22 protein-coding genes and 1 pseudogene are annotated in these 24,722 nt (G+C 72.3%); 13 read left to right on the top strand and 10 right to left on the bottom strand.

Annotated elements, in window-relative coordinates; all coding sequences use genetic code 11:
• From ACIRST_RS01195 to ACIRST_RS01210, 4 genes are read left to right on the top strand one after another with little or no spacing between them, the layout of a single operon-like run.
• Entirely contained in the window at positions 1–216 is a 216-nt protein-coding gene (locus ACIRST_RS01195) for an MbtH family protein (RefSeq protein WP_350525056.1), read from the top strand.
• A 5-nt stretch (positions 217–221) separates the two neighbouring features.
• On the top strand, positions 222–1,490 hold the full coding sequence (locus tag ACIRST_RS01200) for a cytochrome P450 (protein ID WP_402798919.1): 1,269 nt from the start codon (positions 222–224) through the stop codon (positions 1,488–1,490).
• Between the two features lie 31 nt (positions 1,491–1,521).
• Positions 1,522–2,265: an SRPBCC domain-containing protein gene (locus ACIRST_RS01205; protein WP_350525058.1), complete on the top strand. Its 744-nt coding sequence runs from the start codon at positions 1,522–1,524 to the stop codon at positions 2,263–2,265.
• A gap of 7 nt (positions 2,266–2,272) precedes the next feature.
• Positions 2,273–2,473: a hypothetical protein gene (locus ACIRST_RS01210; protein WP_350525059.1), complete on the top strand. Its 201-nt coding sequence runs from the start codon at positions 2,273–2,275 to the stop codon at positions 2,471–2,473.
• Positions 2,474–2,619: 146 nt separating this feature from the next.
• On the opposite strand, the gene ACIRST_RS01215 is transcribed toward ACIRST_RS01210, so the two are convergent.
• Together ACIRST_RS01215 and ACIRST_RS01220 are read right to left on the bottom strand one after the other, a co-directional pair.
• Entirely contained in the window at positions 2,620–5,319 is a 2,700-nt protein-coding gene (locus ACIRST_RS01215; protein WP_402798921.1) for a SpoIIE family protein phosphatase, read from the bottom strand.
• A 276-nt stretch (positions 5,320–5,595) separates the two neighbouring features.
• Positions 5,596–6,435 (bottom strand): SAM-dependent methyltransferase, encoded by an 840-nt coding sequence (locus ACIRST_RS01220; protein WP_350525061.1) that lies wholly within the window; start codon positions 6,433–6,435, stop codon positions 5,596–5,598.
• A gap of 205 nt (positions 6,436–6,640) precedes the next feature.
• On the opposite strand from ACIRST_RS01220, the gene ACIRST_RS01225 reads away from it, so the two are divergent.
• Both ACIRST_RS01225 and ACIRST_RS01230 read left to right on the top strand, forming a co-directional pair.
• Positions 6,641–7,780, top strand: a complete 1,140-nt coding sequence (locus ACIRST_RS01225) for a hypothetical protein (RefSeq protein ID WP_402798923.1) — start codon at positions 6,641–6,643, stop codon at positions 7,778–7,780.
• A gap of 77 nt (positions 7,781–7,857) precedes the next feature.
• Positions 7,858–8,718, top strand: a complete 861-nt coding sequence (locus ACIRST_RS01230; protein ID WP_402798925.1) for a DUF3592 domain-containing protein — start codon at positions 7,858–7,860, stop codon at positions 8,716–8,718.
• 265 nt (positions 8,719–8,983) lie between these two features.
• Here the strand turns inward: ACIRST_RS01230 and ACIRST_RS01235 are convergent, their stop codons facing one another.
• The 3 genes and pseudogenes from ACIRST_RS01235 to ACIRST_RS01245 all read right to left on the bottom strand — a co-directional run.
• Positions 8,984–9,154 (bottom strand): hypothetical protein, encoded by a 171-nt coding sequence (locus ACIRST_RS01235; RefSeq protein ID WP_402798927.1) that lies wholly within the window; start codon positions 9,152–9,154, stop codon positions 8,984–8,986.
• 287 nt (positions 9,155–9,441) lie between these two features.
• Positions 9,442–10,047, bottom strand: a complete 606-nt coding sequence (locus ACIRST_RS01240; protein WP_402798930.1) for a hypothetical protein — start codon at positions 10,045–10,047, stop codon at positions 9,442–9,444.
• Positions 10,048–10,228: 181 nt separating this feature from the next.
• Positions 10,229–10,495 (bottom strand): annotated as a pseudogene (locus tag ACIRST_RS01245) (ATP-binding protein); the annotation flags it as partial.
• A 357-nt stretch (positions 10,496–10,852) separates the two neighbouring features.
• Between ACIRST_RS01245 and ACIRST_RS01250 the strand changes: the two are divergent.
• Together ACIRST_RS01250 and ACIRST_RS01255 are read left to right on the top strand one after the other, a co-directional pair.
• Positions 10,853–11,221, top strand: a complete 369-nt coding sequence (locus tag ACIRST_RS01250; RefSeq protein ID WP_350525066.1) for an STAS domain-containing protein — start codon at positions 10,853–10,855, stop codon at positions 11,219–11,221.
• A 426-nt stretch (positions 11,222–11,647) separates the two neighbouring features.
• A complete protein-coding gene (locus ACIRST_RS01255; RefSeq protein ID WP_402798931.1) occupies positions 11,648–12,754 on the top strand; it encodes a Ku protein in 1,107 nt (368 codons plus the stop codon).
• Positions 12,755–13,447: 693 nt separating this feature from the next.
• On the opposite strand, the gene ACIRST_RS01260 is transcribed toward ACIRST_RS01255, so the two are convergent.
• The 5 genes from ACIRST_RS01260 to ACIRST_RS01280 all read right to left on the bottom strand — a co-directional run bounded on the left by ACIRST_RS01260 (position 13,448) and on the right by ACIRST_RS01280 (position 19,834).
• Positions 13,448–13,987 carry a hypothetical protein gene (locus ACIRST_RS01260; protein ID WP_402798934.1) on the bottom strand — a complete coding sequence of 180 codons (540 nt, stop codon included), beginning with the start codon at positions 13,985–13,987 and terminating at the stop codon, positions 13,448–13,450.
• Positions 13,988–14,007: 20 nt separating this feature from the next.
• Complete coding sequence (locus ACIRST_RS01265) at positions 14,008–15,990, bottom strand: hypothetical protein (RefSeq protein ID WP_402798935.1); 1,983 nt, start codon at positions 15,988–15,990, stop codon at positions 14,008–14,010.
• Entirely contained in the window at positions 15,987–17,150 is a 1,164-nt protein-coding gene (locus ACIRST_RS01270; RefSeq protein ID WP_402798937.1) for a purine phosphorylase, read from the bottom strand. Before ACIRST_RS01270 ends, ACIRST_RS01265 begins: the two co-directional genes overlap by 4 nt.
• A complete protein-coding gene (locus ACIRST_RS01275) occupies positions 17,151–17,894 on the bottom strand; it encodes an NrtR DNA-binding winged helix domain-containing protein (protein WP_402798938.1) in 744 nt (247 codons plus the stop codon).
• 980 nt (positions 17,895–18,874) lie between these two features.
• On the bottom strand, positions 18,875–19,834 hold the full coding sequence (locus ACIRST_RS01280; protein ID WP_402798940.1) for a pirin family protein: 960 nt from the start codon (positions 19,832–19,834) through the stop codon (positions 18,875–18,877).
• 92 nt (positions 19,835–19,926) lie between these two features.
• On the opposite strand from ACIRST_RS01280, the gene ACIRST_RS01285 reads away from it, so the two are divergent.
• The 5 genes from ACIRST_RS01285 (at position 19,927) to ACIRST_RS01305 (ending at position 24,710) form a co-directional block, all read left to right on the top strand.
• On the top strand, positions 19,927–20,415 hold the full coding sequence (locus ACIRST_RS01285) for a carboxymuconolactone decarboxylase family protein (RefSeq protein WP_350525871.1): 489 nt from the start codon (positions 19,927–19,929) through the stop codon (positions 20,413–20,415).
• 160 nt (positions 20,416–20,575) lie between these two features.
• Entirely contained in the window at positions 20,576–21,844 is a 1,269-nt protein-coding gene (locus tag ACIRST_RS01290; protein WP_402798942.1) for a serine hydrolase domain-containing protein, read from the top strand.
• 51 nt (positions 21,845–21,895) lie between these two features.
• Positions 21,896–22,681 (top strand): leucine-rich repeat domain-containing protein, encoded by a 786-nt coding sequence (locus ACIRST_RS01295; RefSeq protein WP_402798944.1) that lies wholly within the window; start codon positions 21,896–21,898, stop codon positions 22,679–22,681.
• Positions 22,682–22,897: 216 nt separating this feature from the next.
• Positions 22,898–24,247, top strand: a complete 1,350-nt coding sequence (gene thrS, locus ACIRST_RS01300; RefSeq protein WP_402798946.1) for a threonine--tRNA ligase — start codon at positions 22,898–22,900, stop codon at positions 24,245–24,247.
• A 172-nt stretch (positions 24,248–24,419) separates the two neighbouring features.
• The gene (locus ACIRST_RS01305; RefSeq protein WP_350525914.1) at positions 24,420–24,710 is read left to right on the top strand and encodes a hypothetical protein; all 291 of its coding nucleotides are present in this window, start codon (positions 24,420–24,422) and stop codon (positions 24,708–24,710) included.
• The last annotated feature ends 12 nt before the right edge of the window (positions 24,711–24,722 follow it).

A 24,722-nucleotide genomic window follows, 5' to 3' on the forward strand; every position in this document is an offset into this window, starting at 1 on the left:
ATGACCAACCCCTTCGACGACCAGGACGGCACCTTCCTCGTGCTCGTCAACGACGAGAACCAGCACTCGCTGTGGCCGCAGTTCGCGGACGTCCCGGCCGGCTGGACCGTCACGCACGGCCCGGACACCCACGCCGCCTGCCTGGAGTACGTCGAGCAGGCCTGGACCGACATGCGGCCCAGGAGCCTCGCCGACGCCATGGACGGCCGGCGGTAGCCGACGTGACCACCACCGACACCAGGGACGGGGCCCGCGGCAGCGCGGGCCCCGCCCGGCCCTCCGCGGACCCCGCCGGGCCCCGCGACCTCGCCGCGGACCTGCTCACCCCCGAGGCCCGGCGGGACCCGTACCCGTTCTACGCCCGCATGCGGCGCGAGATCCCGGTCCACCGCAGCGCCGACGGCATCTGGTACCTCACCCGGTACGCCGACGTCGAAGCCGCCCTGGGCGACCTGCGACTGTCCAACGACCGGGACCGGATGACCCGGGCCTACGTCGCGCTCGGCGGCGACCTGAAGGCCCTCAGCCGGCTCACCGACCGGCTCGGCCGGGTGATGTCCAACACGGACCCGCCGGACCACGCCCGGCTGCGCAAGCTCGCCAACCGCGCCTTCACCGCCCGCCGCGTCGAAGCCCTGCGCGGCGGCATCCAGCGGATCGTCGACCAGCTGATCGACCGGGCCGTCCAGGCCGGGCCGACCACGGACCTGATCGAAACCGTCGCCGCCCCGCTGCCGATGTCCGTCGTCTGCGAGCTCTTCGGCATCCCGCCGGAGGACCGCCCGCAGGTCGAGACCTGGTTCAGCCGCTTCGGCCGGCTGAGCGAGGACCTCGACAAGACCGAGGAGGCGATCGGCGAGTACGAGGAGTACCTCGCCCGCCTCATCCGGCACCGCCGGGCCGACCCGGGAGACGACCTGATCAGCGCCCTGGTCGCCACCCAGGCGCAGGACGACCGGCTCACCGACTCCGAACTGCTGTCCACCTGTTTCGTCCTGATCACCGCCGGCGACGAGACCACCACCCACCTGATCGGCAACGGCGTGCTGGCCCTGCTGCGCCACCCCGACCAGCTGGCCCGGCTACGGGCGGACCCGGGGCTGATCCGCGGCGCCGTCGAGGAGCTGGCCCGCTACGACACGGTGACCCAGGCCATCGTCCGGGTCGTCGCCGAGGACCTGGAGATCGGCGGACGGACGCTGCGCGCGGGCGAGCTGGTCTACCTGTTCCTCGGCGCGACCAACCGCGATCCCGAACGCTTCGAGGACCCCGACCGGCTGGACCTCACCCGCCCCGGCAACCGGCACCTCAGCTTCGGCAACGGCCCGCACTTCTGCCTCGGCGGCCCGCTGGCCAAGCTCCAGGCGGAGGTGGCCGTCGGCACGCTGGTGCGTCGGCTGCCCGAACTGCGGCTGGCCGACGGGGCACCGCTGGACTGGCGGCCCAACCCCCTTCAACGGCGGCTGTGCGCCCTCCCGGTCACCCACTGACCCCATGAACGACGACGAAGGAGAACCAACCGTGGCCCGAGAGTTCGAGGTCCGCAAGGAACAGGACCTGCCCGCCACGCCCGAACAGGTCTGGGCCGCGGTCGCCACCGGCGCCGGCAACCTCGGCTGGCTGTACCCGATGGAGGTCGAGCCGCGGGTCGGCGGAAAGGTCACCCGGGCCGAGAGCACCGTCGTGGCGTGGGAGCCGCCGAGCCACTTCGCCGTCCGCGCGACGCTCGGCGACGAGTTCTCCAACACGCTCAGCTACCGGATCGAGCCGGCGGACGGCGGAACGAGCCACCTGCGGATGGGGATCCACTGGGTGCACGAGGGCGTCTGGGACGACGTCTGGGACCGGAAGGCGGACGCGGCCGAGAAGCACGTCCACTTCTACCAGCACGGCCTCGCCGAGTACCTGCGGCACTTCGCCGGCCGCCCCGCCGTCTACGTCACCGCCCGGCGGACCGAACCCACCGCCGACCCGGCCGACTTCGCCGCACTGCGCCGACGCCTCGGCCTCGCGGAGGACGCGGCCGTCGGCGACCGGCTCGCACTTCACGTCCCGGGCCGGGACGGCGGCCCGGAGGAGGCGGTCGTGGACTGGCTCAGCGCCGACTTCGTCGGCCTGCGCGGCCCGGACGCGCTCTACCGCTTCTTCAACGGCAGCACCTGGAACACGCCGATCTGGCTGGCCCACCACCTGTTCGCCGAGGACACCGACGAGCAGCGGGCCACCGAGGCGTGGACCGCCTGGCTCAACGACACCCAAGCCTAGGACCCCGATGCCAACCTCCACGGAAACCCTGCTCTACGCCGCCGAACTCGTCGAGGAGGACGGCGCCTTCACCCTCGTCGTCCAGGACGTGCGGCGGGGCACCGTCCAGACCACGCCGGTCCCCAGGAGCATGGTCGACCGGCTCCCGGTCTTCCTGTCCGCGCTCAGCGCCAAGCTCAACCCGCCGGCGTCGCGCAGCCGTTGGTAGACCGCCCGGCAGGCCGGTGCCGTCCGGGTGCGTCCGCACCCCCTCGGCACCGGCCTCGCCGTTCCGGCCGGGTGCCGCCCCGGCTCCGGCGGGGGAGGTCCGGTCCGAATGGTCGGGGTTTCAGGGGTGTAGGGGTGTCAGGGGCGTCAGGTGTCCTCGCCGAGGTCCTGTTCGCACCAGATGGTCTTGCCCGTCCCGGTCTGCCGGGTGCCCCAGCGCTGGGTGAGCTGGGCGACCAGCAGCAGGCCCCGGCCGCCCTCGTCGAAGGTGCGGGCCCGGCGCAGGTGGGGGGCGGTGCTGCCGGTGTCGGAGACCTCGCAGATGAGTGAGCGGTCGTGGATGAGCCGTAGGCGGATCGGTTCGCTGCCGTAGCGGATGGCGTTGGTGACGAGTTCGCTGACGACCAGTTCGGTGACGAAGGCGACGTCCGCCAAACCCCAGGCCGTCAGCCGGCGGACGGCGTCGACGCGGACGGTGGCGACCTGCGCGAAGTCGGCGGGCACCGTCCAGGTCGCGACCCGGCGGGGGTCCAGGCGCCGGACCCGGGTCAGCAGCAGGGTGGCGTCGTCGGCGGGGTTGCCGGGCGGCAGGGCGTCGACGATCCGGTCGCACAGGGATTCCAGCGAATCGTCCACGGGAGGGAGGGCGTGCCGCAGGGCGTCGAGGCCGGTGTCGACCGAGCGGCGCCGGGTCGCGACCAGGCCGTCGGTGTACAGGGCGAGCAGGCTCTCCTCCGGCAGTTCGGTGTCGACGGCTTCGAAGGGCAGCCCGCCCAGCCCGAGCGGGGGACCGGCGGGCAGCCGGAGGACGACCGGGTCGAGGCCCGTGCCGGCCAGCACGGGTGCCGGATGGCCGGCGGTGGCCAGCGTGCAGCGGCCCGACACCGGGTCGTACACGGCGTAGAGGCAGGTGGCGGTGACCTCCCCGGCGGTGACCTCCCCGGCGGTGACCGCGTGCGGGTCCGTCGCGGTGTCCGTGTCCGGGTCCGTCACTGTGCCCGCGTCCGGGTCCGTCGCGGTCTCGGAGGCCAGTCGGATGACCAGGTCGTCGAGCTGGGTGAGCAGCTCGTCCGGCGGGAGGTCCACGTCGGCGAGGGTCCGCACGGCCGAGCGCAGCTGGCCCATCGTGGCGGATGCCCGCAGGCCGTGCCCGGCCACGTCGCCGACCACCAACGCCACCCGTGCGCCGGAGAGCGGGATCACGTCGAACCAGTCGCCGCCCACGCCGAGCCGGGGGTCGGCCGGCAGGTACCGGAAGGCGGCTTCCACGGCGGAGTGCACCGGCAGCCGTCGCGGGAGCAGGCTGCGCTGCAGGGTGAGCGCCGTGCCGCGCTCGTGGGCGAAGCGCCGGGCGTTGTCCACCGCGACCGCAGCCCTGGACACCAGTTCCTCGGCCAGCGCCAGGTCTTCGGACCGGAACGGCTCGCCGTTCCGGAAGCGGACGAACTCCACCACGCCCAGGGTGGTGCCCCGGGCGATCACCGGAACCTGGATCCAGGAGTGGAAGCCGTACGCACGGCTGTTCGCGGCCCGCCGGGGATCCTCGGCCAGCCACGTCGTGACGGCCGCGTCCTGCGCCTGGTGCAGCCCGGAACGCCCGGTCGCCAGGCTGCGCAGCGGGGGCGAGTCCGGCGGGAGGACGTCGATCTCGCCCACGCGGACCACGGCCTCCGGCACGCCCGCCAGCACGGACTGGTGTGCCGCCCGGCGCAGTACGCCGTCGGTGACCGGTCCGGGCGCGGGCTCCCGGCCGCCCGCGACGCCGTCCAGCAGGTCGACACTGACGAAGTCGGCGAGCCGGGGCACCGCCACGTCCGCCAGCTCCTGTGCCGTGCCGGTGACGTCCAGGGTGGTGCCGATCCGGGCGCCCGCGTCGTACAGCAGCCGCAGCCGCTCCCGGGTCTCTTCGGCCAGGCCGGCCACCGCGCGCAGCTCGGTGGTGTCCCGCAGGGTCGCCACGAGACCGGCGGGCCCGCTACGGACGGTCATCGGCCGGAGGTTGACGGCCACCAGGCGGTCCCCGGCCGGGTGCACCTCGTCGGTGACGGTCCGCCCGGAGGCCAGCAGTTCGGCCATGCCCGGGTCCAGCCCCAGCTCGTCCACCCGTCGGCCCTGCGCGTCCGGGCTCAGGGCGAGCAGCTGCTGCGCCTCGTCGTTGGCCAGTACCAGCCGGTGGTCGGCGTCCAGGATCAGGACGCCTTCGCGGACCGCGTGCAGTACGGCGTCGTGGTGCTCGTACATCCGGGTCATCTCGATCGGGCCCAGGCCGTGGGTCTGGCGGCGCAACCGGGTGCTCACCAGGACCGCCCCGCCGGCGGCGAGGACCAGCGCGCCGGCCGCGGCGCCGAGCAGCACCGGCAGCTGGTGGTTCACGGTGGCGCTGATGCCCGTGGTCTGCACGCCGGTGGAGACCAGGCCGACCACGGTGCCGTTCGCGTCCTTGACGGGGACGAGCGCCCGGACCGCGGACTGCGGGGAGCCGGTGAAGACCTCGGTGAAGGACTGTCCGGCCGCGGCCCGGGCGATGTCGCCCTGTGCGCGCTGGCCGATCAGGCCGGGCACCGGGTCGGTGTAGCGGATCCCGCCGGTGCTCAGCACGTCGACGAAGTCGACGCCGGAACCCTGCTGGGCCGCCAGGGCGAGGGGCCCGAGCGCCGCGGTGGGGTCGGGCGACTGCAGCGCCTGCACCAGGCCCGGAGCCTGCGCGAAGCCCGTCGCGACGGCGAGTGACCTGTGCCGGGCGTCGTTCTGGGCGTCGTTCACGGTCTTGAGCACCAGGACGGTCCCGCCGACCACGGCGAGCAGCAGCAGGACCGCCAGCTGCCAGAGGAAGGTCTGACCGGCCACGCTCCGCGGGCCGAAGTGCGAGGTCGGTCGCGTCCGTGCGGTCCGTCGGCCGGTCGGCTGCGGGTTCTCGGCCGGCTGGGGCGGCGCAGGGCGGTGCCCGCGCCGCGGCCGACCGCCCGGCGGCCACAGGGAGCGGAATGTGCGCATACGCGACTCCTACCCGCCCAGTCAGCGACCGCACGTCGTGCCCGGGGAGCGTGGGCGCCGGGAGACGGTTGCCGGGGTGGTCCCGGACCGCGTCACCAGCGGGTGGCGCGGTCACGGTCCGTGAGCCGGCTAGTGCTTGACGGCGACACCCGCGTAGAACGACACCTGGGCGTCCGTGACCCCGTCCGGCAGTCGGCCGGGGGCGTCCTCGTCCGGGCGCCAGCGGTGTGCGGGCACGACTCCCGGTTCCAGCAGCTCCAGCCCGTCGAAGAGGGTCTCGAACTCGGCGCGGGGCCGCAGCCGCAGCGTGGTGCCCGCCTTGTTGTAGATCTCCTGCACCATCGGCGCGCCCTCCGGGTCCAGCTCCGCCGTGGCGTGCGAGAGCACCAGCGCCGAGCCCGACGGCAGCGGCTTCAGGAGCCGCTCCACGATCGCGCGTGCCTCACCGAGGTCCGGGACGAAGTGCAGCAGAGCCACCATGGAGAGCACGACCGGCTGCCCCAGGTCGAGCGTCCGCGCCACCTCGGGGGCGTTCAGGATGGTGTCCGGATCCCGCACGTCGCCGTGGACGTACGCCGTCCGCCCCTCGGGTGCGCTGGTCATCAGCGCCCGCGAGTGCGCCAGCACGATCGGGTCGTTGTCCGCGTAGACCACCCGCGCCTCGGGAGCCACCGACTGCGCGACCTCGTGCAGGTTCGGGGAGGTGGGAATGCCCGTGCCGACGTCCAACCACTGGCGCAGGCCCCGCTGCGCCAGCGTCCGGGTCGCCCGGTGCATGAACGCCCGGTTCGCCCACACCGCGATCCGCATGGTCGGGAACACCGTGAGCACGCGCTCGGCGGCCTCGCGGTCCACCTCGTAGTGGTCCTTGCCGCCGAGGAACCAGTCGTACATGCGGGCGCTGTGCGGTATGTCCTGCCGTATGACGGTGCTGAGCGGCTTCTCCAGGCCCTGGTCTTCCACGTTCATCGCCGCCGCTCCCCGCTCTCTCCCCACGACCACACCAGGGCCGAAAGGACGATATGACTTGACGTACGGTCAGTAGTGTGACAGGTGAGGCGGGCAAGGTGGTAGTACCCGGAGATTCTGTCCGGGGTCCGGGGTCCGGAGGGAGATCCATCGAGCGCGCACCGACCCCTGTCGGCAGCCACCCGGGGCCGACAGAATCACCCGTATGACAACCACCACGGTCGCGCCGCCCACCGGTGCCACTCCCGTCGACCTCGCCAGGGGATTCCTGACGGGTGGTGTGGTCGGGGTGTCGCTGGCCGCCTTCGTCGTCGGCTGCACCCTCGGGAAGGTGCCGCTGATCGTCGCCGGTCCGGCCCTACTTGCGGCCTACGGGCTGCTGTTCCGCCTCGCCGGCGCGCCGCGCCGGGCCCGGGAGGGGGCCCTGGCGCCCCGTACGGCGCTGGCGCTGATCGACGCGCTGGAGGTGCAGAAGGGCGAGGAGACGGACGTCCCGGTGCGGTTCGACCTCACCGTCGCCCCCGACCGGGCGCCGGCCTTCCGCATCCGGATCACCCAGGACGTGCACGTCTCCGAGCTGCGCGACCACCGGGCGGGCGCGGTCCTGGTGGTCCGGTACCCGCCGGACCGGCCGTGGCTGGTGCGGATCGTGAAGCGGCCGACCCCGGAGTGGGAGGAGCGGGCGGCCGGCGCCGTCCTGGAGTCGGCGCCCGGGCCGGCCGTGGCGGCCGACCGCCAGGACGGCTGCGCCTGGAGCCTCGTCACCCTCCTCGGGGTGCTGCTCGGCGCCGCCGCCGTGGTCCTGCTCCTGCGCGCCGAGCTGTTCGGGAAGGACACCGACGCGTCCGACGGACGCTCCGCCTCCGTGACCTCGTCGAGTACGAGCACGAGCACGAGCACGGTCACGAGCACCGGCACGGTCACGGGTGCGGTCACCTCCTCGGCCTCCGGCACGGTCTCCTTCGGCCCGGGCCGGTCGATGCTGGACCGGGGCGCGCTGCGGGCGGCCGTCGAGTCGCTCACCGCGGGCGGGGCCGGGGGCGGGGACGGCAAGTCGGCGCTCACCGTCGTCGTGCAGGAGCAGCTGCTGACGGTCGTGTTCTCCCCCGCCGGGGCGGACGCCCCGGCGTTCGACCCGCGCTCGCTGCCCTTCGACCGGGTGCCCGCGCTGGTCGAGGAGGCCAGGACCACGCTCGGCGTCGACTCGCCGCAGACCTGGCAGCTCTCCGCGGAACGCCTGACCGGTGCCCTCACGATCAGGATCAGCGTGGCCGGGGCCGGCGGCTCGGCCTCCCTGGAGGCGGACGGTCAGGGCGTGGTGGTGCGGCGCAGCCCGGCCCGCTGAGGGCGTGCCGGAGGGGCCGGCCGCCGCGGTGCGGCCCGGTGGGGCAACGGGGTCGGAGAGACAGGAGGGATGGGCGCATGGGGTGGCACGGGTACCTGGCGCTGTGGTGCGCGGTGCTGGGCGCGGTGGCGCTGGTGGGGTACGGCCGGTCGCTGGCCGGGGTGACCAGGGCGCAGCGGATGGTGCGGGTGCGGGGGCGGATCGAGCGGGTCCGGGAGCCCCGGCACGGCGGCTCCCGGCGCGGGGGGATCGCGGTGGTGGTCTCCTACCGTGAGCCGTCCTCCGGTGCGGAGGTCACCGTGACGAACGACGGTGAGCGCGGCGAGCTGATCACCGCCGCGTGGACGGGCCGCGAGATCGGGGTCAGCTACCCGCGCGGGAGGCCGCACGACTACCGGTTCAGCGACGACCCGGAGGCGGGCGGTCGCGGGCTGGGCTGGCCGAACGCGGCGCTCTTCCTGATCTACGTCGGCCTGGTGGTCGTCGCCTCGGTCGACCGGGGCTGGCCGTGGGCGCTGGTCGGCGTCTGCGGGCCGTGGGCCCTGGTCGGTGTCTGCTACCTGCCGGGGAACGTACGCGACGCCCGGCACCGCCGCGAGCAGCTGGCGTCGATGGTCGCCGTCCCGGGCCGGATCGTCGCGGTGCTCAGGGACGTCAGCACCGATGCGGAGGGCAGCACCTCCACCACGATCACGCCGGTGGTGGCGTTCACCACCCGCGAGGGCGCGGCCGTCACCGCCCACTGCGACTCGGGCGTGCCGGACCCGGCCGGGTCGTACGGGCGGGAGCTGACGGTGCACTACCCGGAGGACGATCCGGCCCGGTTCGTGCTGGACCACGCGGCCCGGCAGCGCTCGGTGCGCTCGGACGTCGCGGTCAACGTGGTGTTCCTGGCCCTCGTCGCGGCGGCGGCCGTCGTGGGCGTCGTCCTGCTCTGACCCGCAGTGGCCCCCGCCGGCCCCGCCGACCGCGGCGGGGCCACAGGGGGCGGCTACGGCATGGCACCCCGAAGGCTCCGTCCGGTCGGCTCCCGCCGTCGCCGGCAGGCTCTGGAGGCGGTGCCGCTTCCGTGAGTGCCGGGGATCGGCGGGTCGGTGTCCCCGCGAGATCGGCGGGTCAAATCTTCTCGCGAGTGGGGCCGGCCGCCCGCTTGTTTCCCCAGGCCGGGCCCTGGACCGGGCCGGACCTACGGACGGGCGGCCGTCACCTCGGCTGGCGAGCCGACTGACCCCTGCGCAGGAACGCGCCGCCGAGTGCGAGGGCGATGAGGAAGACGACGATGCCGATGAGGAGGAGGTAGAGCAGGCCATGCGCGGCCACGCCGATGATCCCGAGGATGATCGCGACCAGAATGAGGAAGAGGATCCAGGCCATGGCGGCCCTCCTTTGTTCTCGTTCCTTGCTCTCGTTCGCCGACGGGCTGCGCGGTGTCGGCGAGGGTCACGGCGGTGCCGTCGGCCGGCGGCTCGGACCGACACCGGGTGCCGTACTTCGCGTGTGATCGCCTGCCCCGGCGGCGAAACCAGCACAACCGCCCCGGCTCACTCGCCCCTGCCGGGCAGCCCCCTCCACCGGTGTTCCCGTGCTCGCCGGTCAGCGTGGTGACCGGCGAGGGGTCCACCGCCCGTGAGGCCCACCCGGTGCCGCTCAGCCGGTGCCGCTCAGCCGGATGCCGGGGACACAGCTCCCAGCCCGAAGTACTCGACGGCCCGCACGGCGACCTCATCGGGTTCCAGGTGGGTGTTGTCGATCAGCAGGTGTGCCTCGGGGATGTGGGCGAAGTCGTCGACGGAGTTGAGCCGGTACCGGGCGTCCATGCCGGTCAGGTTGGCGTTGGACCATTGCAGGTCGCGCTTGGAGGCCTTCTCCGCCAGGCGGGACTCCCCGGCGTTGCGCTGGAGCCGGACGCCCTGGTCGGCGGACAGCTCCAGGAACAGCACGCGTGAGCCCCGGTCGCGGAAGGGGGCCGCGTAGCGTTCGACGAGTGCGGTGTCGGCGGGGTCGTCGAAGTCCCAGACGAGGGTGAACACCAGGCCGGGCAGGTCGCTGGCGGCGGCCTCGGCGAAGATCTGTTCGCGGAAGCCGTGGTTGAGCCGCTGGAACTGCGGCGACTCGTAAGGGAACAGCCGCAGCAGCGGTTCGATGGTCAGGTGGTTGTGGAAGAGCTTGAACCCCGTGCGTTCGGCTATCGCGCCGCCTACGGTCATCTTCCCGACCGCGGCCGGGCCGATGACGAAGAGCAGGGTCGGGGCAGTGCTGTCGGACATCGCGCCAGAATAGGGGCCCGTCGCGATCTTCGTCGACCCGTCGCTCGGCCGGACCCACGTACGTCCGCACGGCGACACCGTCGATTCCCACCACCCTGCGGGCCGCCCCCGCCCGTCCGCACGCCGGCACCCGACACGGCTGCCCCACCCCGGCCGCCCCGGCCGACGGCCTCGCACGGGGTCAGGGAACGGGCAGCGCGGCCCACACGGTCTTGCCTCCCGAAGCCGGGGCGGCGCCCCAGGCCGCGGTGAGCCTGTCCACGACGTGCAGGCCGTGGCCGCCCGGCTGCGCCGGCCGCCAAGGGCGCACCACCGGCGGGTCGGCGGCGGTGTCGCTCACCGCGACGATCAGCACGCCGTCACGGACGTCGACGTCCAGGCGGGTGGGACCGGGAGTGTGCCGGCAGGCGTTGGTGAGCAGCTCGCAGGCCACCAGGAGCACGTCGTCCCGTCTGCGCTCCGCGGTGGCCCCGCCGGTCGGGGGGGATGGCGCCCAGCACTCCCCGCAGGTGGGTCATGGCCGGTTCCAGCACGCTGCCGGAGTCGCAGTCGAGCGGGAAGCACCAGTGTTCCGTCATGCCGTCCACGGCCTTCACCTCCCGCAGCTGAACGAGCACCCGGACCGGGCGGAGCACCGGCGGCCGGTGCCGGACACCGGGCGTGTTTCCGCGATCACCCCGTCCTAATCCCGGCCTGCCTTTGTTCCCCGGGCCTCCGCGCGCGGGTGCTTCGCTCCCGCGGTGGTGGGCAGACGCAGGACGCGCCGACCGCGGGAGCACGATCCGGCGCCGGAAAGGGGCCGATCATGGAAACGGGCCTGAGCACCAGACGCCGCCCGGCACCCCCGGGCACGCGCGTCCTCGCCCTGACCGGTCACGCCGACCTGGACACCGCCCCGGCCCTCGCCCGGGCCCTCGGTGACGCGCTGACCGCGACGCCCGTTCCCGGCACCCTCGTCGTCGACTGCCGCGACCTGACCTTCTGCTCCTCCTCCGGCCTCAACGAACTTCTCAAAGCCCGCCGGGCCGCCGGCGCCGCCGGCACCGTCTTCCGCCTCGCCGCCCCCGGCCCCCAGGTCACCCGCCTGCTGCGGGTCACCGAAACGGACACCGTCTTCGACATCATCCCGACCGTACCCACCCCGGCCGTTCCCGACCTGGACCCCCTGTTCTGACCGCACGGACGGGACCACCGTCCGACGATGCGCCGGCTCTCCGCAGAACTCGTCCGAGCCCCCGGCCGTGAGGACGGCCGCCGGACGACCGGGCGCGGCGGCCGGGCCCGCTGGTAGCCCGAGAGCCTGACTCAGGCGGCTCACGTGGTCGCCATCGAGTTCGCCACCATCGCGTCGTCGGGCCGGGCCGACGTGATCAGCCCGATCCTGCGGGCCACGGGTTTGAGGATGCCGCAGGTGGCCAGGCGCCCGGTAGGGCGTCGCCGTATCGCCTCCGAAAGGGGCTCAGCAGGGCGGCGACGCCCGTCGGGCCCGACACCGCCTGCGGACCACCGGCCCGGCGCCGACGCCGGCCGTGACCCGTGCCGCGCGAGCGGGCCCGGCAGCCGGACCGGCAGCGGGACCGGCGCAACGAAGGAGGACGTGATGGCCCGACCCATGTGGACCGGCGTGCTCACGTTCGGCCTGGTCACCGTGCCCGTGGCCCTGTACTCCGCCACCCGGTCCCACGACGTGCGCTTCCATCAGCTGCAGCGCGGCACGTCCGACCGGGTGCGCAACAAACGGGTCAACGAGCGCACCGGCCAAGAGGTCGAGTTCGCCGACATCGTGAAGGGCTACGAGGTCACCGACGGCGAGTACGTGATCGTCGAACCCGACGAGCTGGAGCAGATCTCCCCCGGCCGCTCCCGCACCATCGACATCTCCGGGTTCGTCGACCTGGATGACGTCGACCCGATCTTCTTCGACCGCACCTACTACCTCGGCCCGCGCGGCATGGAGTACCAGAAGGTCTACGGGCTGCTGGTCGAGGCCCTGGAACACGCCGGCAAGGCCGGGCTGGCGATGTTCGCGATGCGCGGCAAGGAGTACCTCACCGCGGTGCGGTCGGACCACGGGCTGCTGGAGCTGCACACCATGCACTTCGCCGACGAGGTCCGCGATCCGCGCCGCGAGGTCGACAACCTCCCGGAGAAGACGAAGCTCACCGCGCAGGAGGTCGGGACCGCCGAGCAGCTGATCGGCATGCTCGCCATCGACTGGCAGCCCGACGAGTGGCACGACACCTACGAGGAACAGGTCAGGAAGCTCGTCGAGGACAAGCTCGCCGGCCGGGAGATCGCCGTCTTCAGCGGCCCCGCCCCCGAAGCCACCAACGTCATCGACCTCATGGACGCCCTGCGCCGCAGCCTCGACTCCGCCCGGAAGGACGAGCCCGCCGGGCAGCCGAAGAAGTCCACCGCCCGCACCCATGCCTCCCGCGCCGCCGTGGCCCCCAAACGGACCGGCGGCAAGAAGAGCACCTCCACCAAGACCACGGCCGCCAAGCCCACCGCCACCAAGACCACCTCCGCCAAGACCACGGCGAAGCGGACCAGCCCGACCGGCAAGCGGCAGTTGTCCCAGCTCACCAAGGCCGAGCTCTACCAGCGGGCCACCGACCTCGACATCCCCCACCGCTCCACCATGACCCGCGACCAGCTCCAGCACGCCCTCGAACAAACCGGGCGCCCCAGCCGCAGCGCCTCGTAGACAGCACACCGCCACGGTCCGGCGTCCCGGGGACCTCCGCCGGCGGACCGGGCCCCGCGGCTCCCGGTTCCCGGGCTGCCGACGCCGGCCGCTCGACCGGCCGGACCGCGCCCTGCGCGTCCGATAGCCACGGTCCCGCCCTCCGCTCCCGCGACGCAGCACCGCGCCCGCCGACGACGTTGACATCCTTGGTCGGCCTCGGCGACGTTGCCGGGGGCTTTGACACTCTGGGCGTCTAGGACGGCCGCAGACGCGAGCACTCCACGGCCATACTCCCAGGGGACGCCCGTGCGGTTGACGAAGAGGATCGCGTTCACGATCTCTCGCAGGTCATGGACCTGAGCCGCCGGGCTCGGCACGGCGAGCCCGCCAGGCTATGAAGACCGGTTCGATCAGGCCCCATCGGGCATCGGATACGTCACTGCGATACGGGCGTCGAGAAGTCACGAGCCCTGCGACGACCCATCAGCGATCAGGTCACTCGCCCCGGACATACCGCCCGCAAGGCAGATCAGATGCCATCTAAAGTACGGCTCGGGAGAGCCGGCCGACGGACGGATCTGAACCCTCGGAATGGACGAGCTGCCCCGGCCCGAGCCGGATGCTTGCCGACTGTATAGCGGATCCCGGCCCGCGCTTCGTGTGCACCGGAGCCCCGTACGTGTGTATGGCGCGGGTCCGGCGGGGCTGGTGCTACTGGTCCGCACGGCGAAGGAACCGCCAGCCCAGTACGGCCAGGGCGAGCGTCTGTACGACAGAAGTGAGCACGAGCAGGGGCTGAACGGTGAGAGAGCACCAGAACGCGATCGTGCAGACCATTGGCAGGACCAGGTACGCGAACAGGTCCACCGCGGTCTGAAACCGCTTGCGTACGGCGCGGCCGGCCACATTGCGGTGGTAGGCCTCCCAGCCGAACACCGTGCCCTGGGCGGAGACGAGTTCCCCCAGGCGCGGTCCCAGTTGGTCGCGGACGTAGCAGCCGATCGCCGAGATCTTCTCGTCGTTGACCAGGTAGGTCCAGCCCAGGATCAGGCAGATCGCCGGGACGGAGAGCATCAGCCGGGACTGTCCGCTCTGGACGCTGATCGCCACGACCGCAGTGGCTGCGGCGAGCGTGAAGTAGAGCAGGTTGTCGCGGAACCCTATGCGGGTTTTCTGTTCCTCCTTGAGGCAGTCGTACTCGGCCAGCAGAATCTTGCTCTCGGTGACATCGTCCGTGGAGGTCACAGGCATTCCTATGCTCGCGTTCAGGATCAGCTGGCGATCTGGAAGAGCGTCAGGTTGCTGGGGCTGTGCCGTTCGATCCAGCCCTTCCCGTCCGCCGCGATCCCCTCCAGTAGACGGAAGGTGTGGGCGGAGCCGGCCGCGCTGAGGGTGATCTCGGAAATTTCCTGAGCGTTCTCGTCCGGTGCGAGTTGATGGGCATCGGCGTCCTTGACGCGGATCTTCCTGGCCGGTCCGTTGGTGAGGACGAGCTCCAGGTCGTAGCCGATGTCGGCGTTCTCGGTCACCTGCACGGAGGACAGCGCGTCGAACCGGTAGTTGCTCCGTTGTTCGTTCTTGCGCGTCGCGTCGGAGAAGTTGAACTCGGAGCTGATCTCGCGGATGCCGTCCTGGGTGAACAGGAACAGGCGGAAGACGTAGTGCGAGTACCGCCAGGGGCCGCCCCTGACTCGACCTCGTTTGTAGGAGGGACCCGGGGCCATCAGGATGGTGTGGGTGATCAGGTCGCGCCAGGTGAGCCGGTGGTGCCGGAGCGCCTCGTCGACGAACGCGGTCTTGTCGCAGGAGAGCCAGGTCTCCATCTCCCGCTCGCTGGGGCGCATGCCGTCCAGGTACGACTTCCAGCGCTGGTAGGCGAGCTGTCGTGCGGTCAGCTGTTCCTGGTACTCCAGGGTCTCCCGGACCAGCCGGCACTCCTCGCGCCGGACCTCCAGCCACCGGGAAGCGGCCGCGTGCCCGGACCAGGCCGCACCGAGCACGGCCAGGAACGCCCACAGGGGCCGCGGTTGGGCGGCACCCGAGACCGCCGTGTCGAACGCGGCCAGAGCCGCGGCGCCGAGGAGGGCGAGGGCTGCCACGGTCAGGGCCTTCGTCCTGCCCGGGGTCTGCTCCTGGCGGTGCTGGTCGAGCAGGGTGTCGTTGGTGTGGCGGTTCCTGGTGTCCTCGGCGAGGTGCCGGATCAGCCAGTTGACCCGGTCCACTCTGATCCGGCTCTCCCGGTAGAGGTCCGCGATCTCGGCCGCGAGGCTGCCGCGGACCTGAGTGGTGTGGGCGAGCCAGGCCTCCGGGGTGAACCCGTAGGGCGTGCGAATGCTGAAGTAGTAGTCGAACGAATGGCGGACGTTCTTGGTGAACCCGCCTTCGGTGGGTGCGGGATCGCGCGGGTGCGGGATGCGTGCCCCGGCTGTGAGGTCCGGCCGGGTTTCCCGGCCCCACCACCGGATGCCGAGACGGGCCGCGGTCAGACCCGCGCCGAGCGCCACCAGCAGTTCGACGACCGCCTGGGTCGGATCCGCGATCAGCGCCAGGGTCGAGAGGAACGCACTGCTGACGACGAACAGGGCCGCCCGGACCGGGAGGGCTGCCTGGGCGTCGGCAGCGGTGCTCGGGCGGGGCGGGACGGCCCGCGCCCCGATGGGGGCGGGCGCGAAGTAGGCCCAGACCCGTCGGGCCCGGTCGTTGCCGAAACGCTCCGCCTCGGCCCGTTCGAGGGTCTCTGCCCACAGCGCGTCCTTCAGTCCTCCGGTGAGCATGAGGTCGAGGTGGCGGAGGATTGCGTCGTGCTGGTAGGGCGGCAGGTCCTGCAGCTGTTTCAGTACGGGTCCGGTCTCGCTGCCGGACGTGCTGAGTACCGCCAGCAGGTCGAAAGTGACGCGCAGGGCCTCCTTCCACTCGTTCTCGGCGTAGGTCCGTACGAGCCCGGAGGCGTAGCGCAGCGCCTGGCCTTCTTCGGTGCTGAGGTCGTGGTGGGTGCGTGCGCTGAGTATGGCGAGCACCCAGTGGAAACGCATCTCCGCGCCGTCGTATCCGTGGGCGATCGCATCAGCGATCATTTTGCGGGCGCGGCTGGGGACGCCGTCCTGCAGGAGCTGCACCCCCACTCGGTACTTCTCCTGCGGTGAGGCGTCCGGGTGGACGAAGTAGACGTTGGAGTTGTGTACGGTCTCGGCCTGGATCCCGACGGTGGAGTCGTGATCGGCCGAGTTGAACGTGGCACTGCTGTTGTGGCTCATGCCAGGTCACCGGCCGCGGCGACCAGGGGGGTCAGCTCGGCCACCAGCGCGGGGCACTCCGCGACCAATCCGCGCAGCCTCCTGAGCGTCATGACCGTCCGCTTCGACGATTCAGGGCTGGTTCCCCCGGCCGACCGGAGGGCGGAGTCCAGATCGCTCAGGGCCTCCCGGTAGGTGTCCTCGTCGAGGGCACCCTCGACGCGGTGCCGCCCCAGCTGCTCTCGGAAACGGTTCAGGTCCGTGACCAGGTCCGCCGGTCCGGATGCCTTCGGGACCGCGTTCATGTGGACGCTGCTGCCCGTGACCGAGCCGGCCATGATGCCGACGGTGCTGGTGTGGGCGGTGTTGCTGACGTTTCGGCCGAACCGGTCGGCCGAACGGACCCTGTCGTCCCGGGGCACTGCGCCCACCTCCAGTTCCCCCACCAGTTCCACCGCCAGCCGGGTGGCGAACGCCGCCGCGTTCGCTGCGGCCCGCGGCTGCCAGTTGCGGTCATCCGCACTGTTCTTCGTTCCGTCCGCCCGGTCGCTGATTCCCCGGATGATGGCCACCGGCGCCCCGTTGAGATGGCCGGCCTGTGCCACACCGGCCGCCTCCATCTCGATGGCGAGTGCGTCGTTGTAGTGCTGTCGAATCCACTTCGCCTCGGCCGAGATCCTCGAATTTTGGACGACCTCGCCGGCGGCGATCGCCCCGAAGCGCACCTGCGGTGCGTCCTCGTGACCGGGTGTGGGGTCCGCCCAGTCGTTCAGGCGGGCCAGGTGCGAGGCGAGCTGGCTGATGCCATGCGGTGCTTCCCACGCCCGGGGGCGGGCTTTGAGCCCGTCGTCGTCGCTGGTCCCGCCGTGGTAGGCGTACACGTGTGACGCCATCACCACGTCGCCCAGCCTGGTGGCGTCCCACAGGGCGCCGGCGACCCCGACGAACAGCACGGCCACCGGCGAGAACTCCTGGATCGCGCGTTCGGCGATCACTGCGGCGGAGTGGTTTCCCTTGCTCGTCAGACCGAGTGCGACACGGCACGACGTTCCTTGCACGGTTCCCACCTCGAAGCGGGTGCCACGCTCATGGCGATGCACCTGCGGACCCACCAGCCTCTGGCGCACAGCCTGGTACTCAAGATTGAGGGCAGTGAGAACCACCACCGGACCATTCGACATCTATTCCTCTTCCCCTTCGGTGTTCTCTTCCATCGCGGATGGCGCGGGTCGGATCAGCGGTGGGAACAGCACGGTCTTCGGACCGGCCCGGTACAGTCGCGCGGGCCGTCCTCCCGTGGTCCTGCGATCCGTGCCGACGGGGATGATGAATCCCTTCGCGGCTTGGACCTTCCGGTAGAAATTGCGGGTGTCGAGTTCGGTGCCCCAGACGGCCTCGTACACCTCTTGCAGCTCTGCGATGGTGAAGTTCTCCCTGCAGAACGCTGTGGCCAGCGCCGAGAACTCAAGCTTGGTGCGCGCGTGTTCGATCCCGTCCGTAGCGATTCGACGGTGGTCGAAGGCGAGCTCCACCTCGCCGGACAGTACGGCTTCCGCGGGAACCCACGCGGCATCGGTGGCATCCGTTCCCGCGACCGGGTCGGGCAGCCCCGGTGCGATCGCCAGGTGGGCCACGGAGACAACTCGGCCCCGTGGATCGCGGCCCGAGTCCCCGTACACGGCGAGCTGTTCAAGGTGCACCCAGCCGGCGGCCAGGGCCGTTTCCTCGCTCAGTTCGCGGTGGGCGGCATCCAGGATCTCCTCACCATCGTGGTTCAGGAATCCTCCGGGCAGGGCGGGCATGCCCCGGAAGGGATCTTCGCCCCGCTCCACCAGGAGGACGTGCAGGCGGCTCTCCCGCAGCGTCAGGATCACGAGATCGACCGTCAGCAGCACAGAAGGTGGTGACCACACGTCATCTTGCATGCTCTGCAAGGTACTTCAGTTACTGTCACTTACACAAGAAGGGGGTGGTGGGGATTGCTGTGCTGCTCGAATCCGCAGCTACGGCGCGTGGCCGGGGGCCACATGGATCGACCGGCAGGCACCGACCCCACCAGTCCGTTCCGAGTTCGGGGTTCCCGCGGCCCCGATCGCCGTGACGGGAGCCGGAAGCTCCCATCCGGACTGGCCTGCGGCTCGTGACACCATGCGGCTGACAGGCAGGCAGCGCTCGTTAGCCGCCGCTGCCAAGGTAGGGAGAGCCTGAGACCGGGAAGGCGGAAGCCGGACTCTTCAACGTGAGCGAGTGCGTTCGCGAGCTCCGCCTGTCATGGGTGGCAGATGGATCGAACCGGTAGGGGCGGTCGTCGGGTCGGTCCACGGTGCAGGGTGCGTTTCTCCGGCCTACCCCCGAGTTTCAGCTGCATCTGGCATGAACCCCGGTAGCCGATGGAGTGGAGCGCGGTGAGGGTCACGTAGTGCCCAGGCCTCAACCGAGAGACCGTCGCGTGCATAGAGGTCATCTGCGAGTACTTCGGGGCGGCGGGAGGTGACCGGAGGCCAGGAGGGCGCCGAAGCCGCATATCGGCAGGCTGTGGAGGCGGCCAACGGTGGCCCCACTGCAGCCCACCTGGCTTGGGCCCGGGAGGCGGCTGGAGAGCAGGAGGGTGCTGAAGCCCTTGCCTTGCAGGCTGCCGATGCCGGCGACTTCTACGTACTGCGCGACCTCGACCGGATGCGGGAGGAGGCCGGAGACCAGGAAGGGTGTCGAAGCTCTGTACCGGCACGCCGACGCTGGTCACGTCCGCTCGCCGCTTGACCGTGAACGGTGGCAGTGCGGACTGGACCCGGACGGGTGACTCTCAGCTCCGTGGAGCGTGGACTCTCAACCGCCCCAGGGGCCTTCATAGGTGGGGAGCGCGGCAGGTTTGGCTGCTGCGCTCCCCGGCCGGCGAAAGAGCAGGTCAGCGCACGCGGCCGCGGGGCTTGAGGGCGATTCCCGGGAGCTCCGGGGCGGGGAGGCGGTCGCCCGGGTAGCCCTGGACGGCGCCGTAGCGGTCGGGGTTCTCGGAGCTCATCCAGTCCTCGCGGGCCCGGACGATGTCCTCGTGGGACCGCCCGATGAAGTTCCACCACATGACGATCTGTTCCTCGAAGGGCGTGCCGCCGAGCAGGACGGTGCGGGCGGCGGTGTCGCCGGTGTTGGTGAGGGTGACGGTGGTGGCGCCGGGGGCGAGGTAGCCGAGGTCGGCGGGGTGGAGCGGGGTGTCGGCGAAGCGGACCTCGCCGGTGTCGACCAGGAGGCCGTGCTCGAAGGCGGGGTCGACGTCGAGGGTGACGGTGGCGTGCGGGCGCAGGGTGATCTCGGCGCCGAGCAGGGGGGTGAAGGTGGGGACGGGGGAGGTGTCCCCGGCGAGGGTGCCGAGGAAGACCCGGGCCTCGCCGCCGTCCAGGGCGACCGGGGCGGGCGCGTGGTGGTGGAAGGCGCGGCCGGTGTGCCGGTGCTCCTCGGGCAGGGCGACCCACAGCTGTACGCCGTGCAGGGTGGTGGTGGCCGGGGTGGAGACCTCGGAGTGGGCGATGCCGTGGCCGGAGGTCATCAGGTTCACCTCGCCCGGCCGGACGTAGGCGTGGATGCCGAGGCTGTCCCGGTGCTCGATCTCGCCGGTGAAGAGCCAGCTGACGGTCTGCAGGCCGGTGTGCGGGTGCGGGGCGACGTCCATGCCGCCGGTGTGGGCGACGTCGTCGGGGCCGTAGTGGTCGACGAAGCACCAGGCGCCGATCAGGGTGCGGGAGCGCTGCGGCAGCGTCCGACGCACTGTCATCGCGCGCGGACCGCCGAGCGGGACGTCCCTCGGGGGCAGGACCTCGACGCGCGGGTCGGCGGCGTGCGGGTCGATGAGGTCGGTCTCGGTGGTGCTCACGGTCGGGGTCCCTCCCAGGTGCAAGTAGTTCTAGATTCAACTATCATGCCATGGCAGAGTGACGGGTGACAACGATCGGCCAAGGAGTTCAGGTGAGTGACGTGACGGTGGTCCCGGCGGACCGGCGGGTGTTCATCGACAAGCAGAGCCCCCAGGCGTACAAGGCGCTCGTCGCGGCCGCCGAGGCGGCGCGCGAGGTGGCGGCGGAGGCCGGGCTGGACCGTCGGCTGGTGGAACTCGTCAACCTGCGGGTGTCGCAGATCAACGGCTGCGCCTACTGCCTGAACGTCCACACCAGGGCCGCGCTGCGCGAGGGCGAGACCACCCAGCGGCTGGGCGTGCTCCCGGCGTGGCGCGACACCGAGGTGTTCGACGCGCGGGAGCGCGCCGCGCTCGCGCTGGCCGAGGCGACCACCAGCCCGGCGGACGCGGTCGTGCAGGAGGCCGCGTACGGCGTCGCGCGCGAGGTGTTCAGCGAGGCGGAGATCTCGGCGGTGGTGTGGGTGGCGATCACCATCAACTCGTTCAACCGGGTCTCCATCATGAGCAAGCACCCGGTCCGCCCGGCCCCGGCGCGGTAGCCGATCGGAAGGGGGGAGGGCTCGGTCTTTCGGTGGAGGTCCTCCTTAGGCTGGTGTATGACCGATTCCTCCTGGTGGCGGATGACCGATCGTCAGTTCGTGGGTGAGGCTGGGCGTCGAGGGCGGGCGGGTGCTCGCCGCGGGGTCAACTGGGGGGCGCATGAAGCAGGGTGAGGGACGTACGGCGTCGGGCGGGGGGCGTACGGCGTCGGGTGGGGCGCGCACGGCGCGGCGCACCGTTTCGGCGCTGGCGGCGACGGTCTGTCTGGCGCTGGCGGCGCCGGTCGCCTCGGCGGCGGCCGCCGGGCAGGACGGCGGGTCGAACGGCGGCGAGCCGACCGCCGCCGACCGCCGGACGGCGGCGCTGCGGGCGGTGACCGGCGCGGGCGCGGTCTCCGCGATCGCCGAGGTCAGGGACCGGAACGGGGTCTGGCGCGGCGGGTCGGGCGTCTCCGACCTGGCCACCGGCACGCCGGTCCGCACCGACGGGCGGTTCCGGGCCGGCAGCATCACCAAGGTGTTCACCGCCACCACCGTGCTCCAGCTGGTGGGGGAGGGCCGGATCGGCCTGGACGACCCGGTCGAGCGCCACCTTCCGGGCGCCGTCCCCGACGGCGCGCACATCACCGTGCGCCAACTGCTCAACCACACCTCCGGCCTCTGGGACCCGACCAACGAGAAGGGCGGGCTCTTCCCCGACCCGACCGACCCGGCGGCCGTCCGGACCTGGCTGGACCAGGGCGGCCTGACCCGGACGATCACCCCGGCGCAGGTGGTCGCGGCTGCGGTGGCGCACACGCCCGCCTTCCCGCCGGGCACCTCGTGGGGCTACTCCAACGTCAACTACACCCTGCTCGGCATGATCATCGAGCGGGTCACCGGGCACGGCTACGCCCAGGAGATCACCGCGCGCCTCCTGCGCCCGCTCGGCCTGGCCGGGATGTACTTCCCGGGGACGGCCACCGACATCCGCGGCCCGCACGCGCACGGCTACCTGACGCTCGTCGAGGGCCCCGGCCCGGCGGACCGCAGCGACCGGGACGTGACCGTGCAGAGCGTCTCCTGGGCGAACTCGGCGGGCGAACTCGTCTCCACCCTGAGCGACCTGAACCGCTTCGAGCAGGCCCTGACCGGCGGGCGGCTGCTCCCGCCCGCGCTCATGAAGGAGATGACCACGACGGTCCCGATCGTGGTCGACGGCCAACCCACGGGACTGAGCTACGGGCTGGGACTGGCCCGGTGGCAGCTGTCCTGCGGGGTGGTCTACGGGCACGACGGCGGGGTGGCCGGCTACAGCTCGCAGCTGTGGAACTCGGGGGAGCGGCAGGTCGCGATGTCCGTCGCCCCGCGTGGGGACGAGACCCAGCTCCAGGCGCAGGCGGTGGCGGGGTACGGCTTCCTGGAGCAGGCCTTCTGCGGCACCCGGTAACACCGTGGCGCCGTGACACCGCTGGAGCCGCCTGCGGCTCGGTGGCGGAGAATGACCGGCGTGACGGACACGACACTCAACCTCTGGAAGCAGCAGCTCGGCCGGGTGCCCGACGGGCTGTGGGACCGCACCGACCTGACGGTGCTCATCCTCGCCGACACCGGGATCACCGAACTCCCGCCCGGGATCGGGAGGTTGACGGCGCTGCGCACCCTCGATCTCGGGCACAACCGGCTCGCCGCGCTGCCCGCGGAGCTGGGGAGCCTCACCGGGCTCGGCGACTTCCTCTACGTGCACGACAATGCGCTGACCGTCCTGCCGGACACCCTCGGCCGGCTCGCCGCACTGCGCTACCTCAACGTCGGCGAGAACCTGCTCACCGAACTCCCCGCCACCATCGGAGAGATGGCCTCCCTGATCGAACTCCGTGCGCAGCACAACCGGCTCGGCACGCTGCCGGAGTCCATCGGCAGGCTCGGTGCGCTGCGCGAACTCTGGCTCCGCGGGAACGAGTTGACCGCGCTGCCGGAGTCCGTGGCCGGGCTCACCGAGCTGCGCGAGCTGGAACTCAGGGAGAACGCGCTCACCGAGATCCCGGCTGCGCTCGCCGGACTGCCGCTGCTGCGCCGCCTCGACCTGCGCGGCAACCGGATCACCGAACTGCCGCGCTGGCTGACCGAACCGGGCGAGTCGGCCGGGCTGCCGGGGCTGCCCGGGTCTCCGGTGCCGCCCGCGTTTCCCGCGTTGGAGAAGCTGGACCTGCGGTGGAACGAGGTGCGGCCGTCGCCGCAGGTGCTGGCCGCGCTCGCCGCGCGCGGGTGCGTCGTCCTGTACTGAGCGGGCCGCCGGTCGCGGCGGCCGGAAAAGATCTCGCGCTCGGCCACCGGCCTGCTACGGTGGATGACATGAAGCGCGCTGCACTCGTCACGACGACGCCGGAGAGAGTCCCGGCGCGCTGACTGCTGACCTAGTCCGAAGCCCCGGGGCGAGTGCCCCGGGGCTTCGTCGTTCCCGGCTCCACTCGCCCGCAGTCCCAGAGTGGAGACCAGAACCATGAACGCCCAGCCCGCGCACGACACCGCCGCGCACGACACCGCCGTACGCCACAGCGCCGCGCACGACAACGCCGTACACCACAGCGCCGCGCAGGACAGCGCCGTGCACGACCACCCCGCGCACGACCACCGCAGGCTCGGCCGTGAGCTCGACCTGTTCGACACCGACCCGCTGATGGGCGCCGGCCTGCCGTACTGGCTGCCCGACGGCGCCGCGATCCGGCACACCCTGGAGGAGTTCATCCGCGGCCGTGAGCGCCGGGCCGGCTACCGCCACGTCTACTCCCCGGTGCTCGGCAAGCGCGAGCTGTACGAGATCTCCGGGCACTGGGCGCACTACCGCGAGGACATGTTCCCGCCCATGGAGCTGGGCTCGGAGGAGATGGTGCTGCGGCCCAGCCTCTGCCCGCACCATGCCCTGATCTACCGCTCCCGTGCCCACAGCTACCGGGAACTACCTTTGCGGATGGCCGAGTTGGGCGGGATGTACCGCTCCGAGCCGTCCGGGGTGCTGGGCGGGCTGACCAGGGTCCGGGCGATCCAGCTGAACGACGCCCATGTGTTCTGCACCCCGGAGCAGGCCGCCGACGAGGCCGTCGCCGCACTGGAGTTGATCCGCGAGGCGCACCGGGCGCTCGGCATCGTGCCGGTCCGCTACCGTCTTTCGCTACCCGGCGCGGGCGGCAAGTACGTTGCCGATCCGGCGCTCTGGGAGCGTGCCACCGCGCTGCTCACCGACGTGCTGGAGCGGTCCGGCGTGCCGTTCGAGGCGGCGGAGGGCGAGGCCGCGTTCTACGGGCCCAAGATCGACGTGCAGATCGCCGACGGCGCCGGGCGCGAGTTCACCCTCTCCACCGTCCAGATCGACTTCCACCAGCCCGAGCGGTTCAACCTGCACTACATCGGCCCGGACGGCGCCAAGCACCGCCCGGTGATGGTCCACCGCAGCGTGATCGGCAGCGTCGAACGGGTGGTCGCCCACCTGATCGAGCTGTACGGCGGCGCGTTCCCGGCTTGGCTGGCGCCCGTCCAGGTCGTGCTGCTGCCGATCTCCGACGCCGAACTGCCGCAGGCCGAACGGCTCCGGCAGCGCTGCCTCGACCTCGGGCTGCGGGCCGAGGTCGCCGGGCCCGAGCACGGAACCCTCGGTGCCCGGATCCGGGAGGCCAGGCTGGTGCCGTACCAGGCGGTGATCGGCGCCAAGGAGGCCGTGGACGACCGGGTCGCGCTGCGGCTTCGGGACGGCCGGCGGCTGGAGCCGCTGCCGGCGGAGGAGGCGTGGGCCCGGATCGGCGCGCTGGTCGCCGCCTGCGGTGCCGAGCTGTGGGAGGACGGTCCCGGGTGGTGAGCGGGCGGTGAGCGGGCCGGCGAGGGCGCGGCGCCCGTCGGGTCGGTGGCGAACGTACGACTAGTGCGGCTCGCGGTGTGTCGGCCGGGCCGTGGGCGGCGGCCGCCCGTCGAATGGGCGCGGCGGCCGAGTCCACGGCCGCCGCTGTCCCCACCCGTACCGGAGGTATCCCGTGCGCATCCCGCGCAGGCTCGCCGCCCCCGCCCTCGCCGGCTCCCTCGCCCTCGCCGGGGCCGTCGCCGCCACCCCGGCCGGCTCGGCCCAACTCCGCCCGCTGCCCGTACCCGACGGCCGCTACTGCGCCGCCGTGCTCGGGCACGTTCCGGGCGCGGACGCGGCCTCGCCGGTCCTCGGGCGGGCCTGCGCACCGGACACCCTCGCCGACGCGCTCGCCGGGGCGGACGGCCTGACCCGCACGGCGGAGCGACCGGGCGACCGCGTGGTGCTGCTGGTGGAGGAGTAGCGGGCCGGGCCC

Origin of the sequence: Kitasatospora sp. NPDC101447, assembly GCF_044767225.1 — a bacterium.
In the GTDB taxonomy this organism is placed as follows: domain Bacteria; phylum Actinomycetota; class Actinomycetes; order Streptomycetales; family Streptomycetaceae; genus Kitasatospora.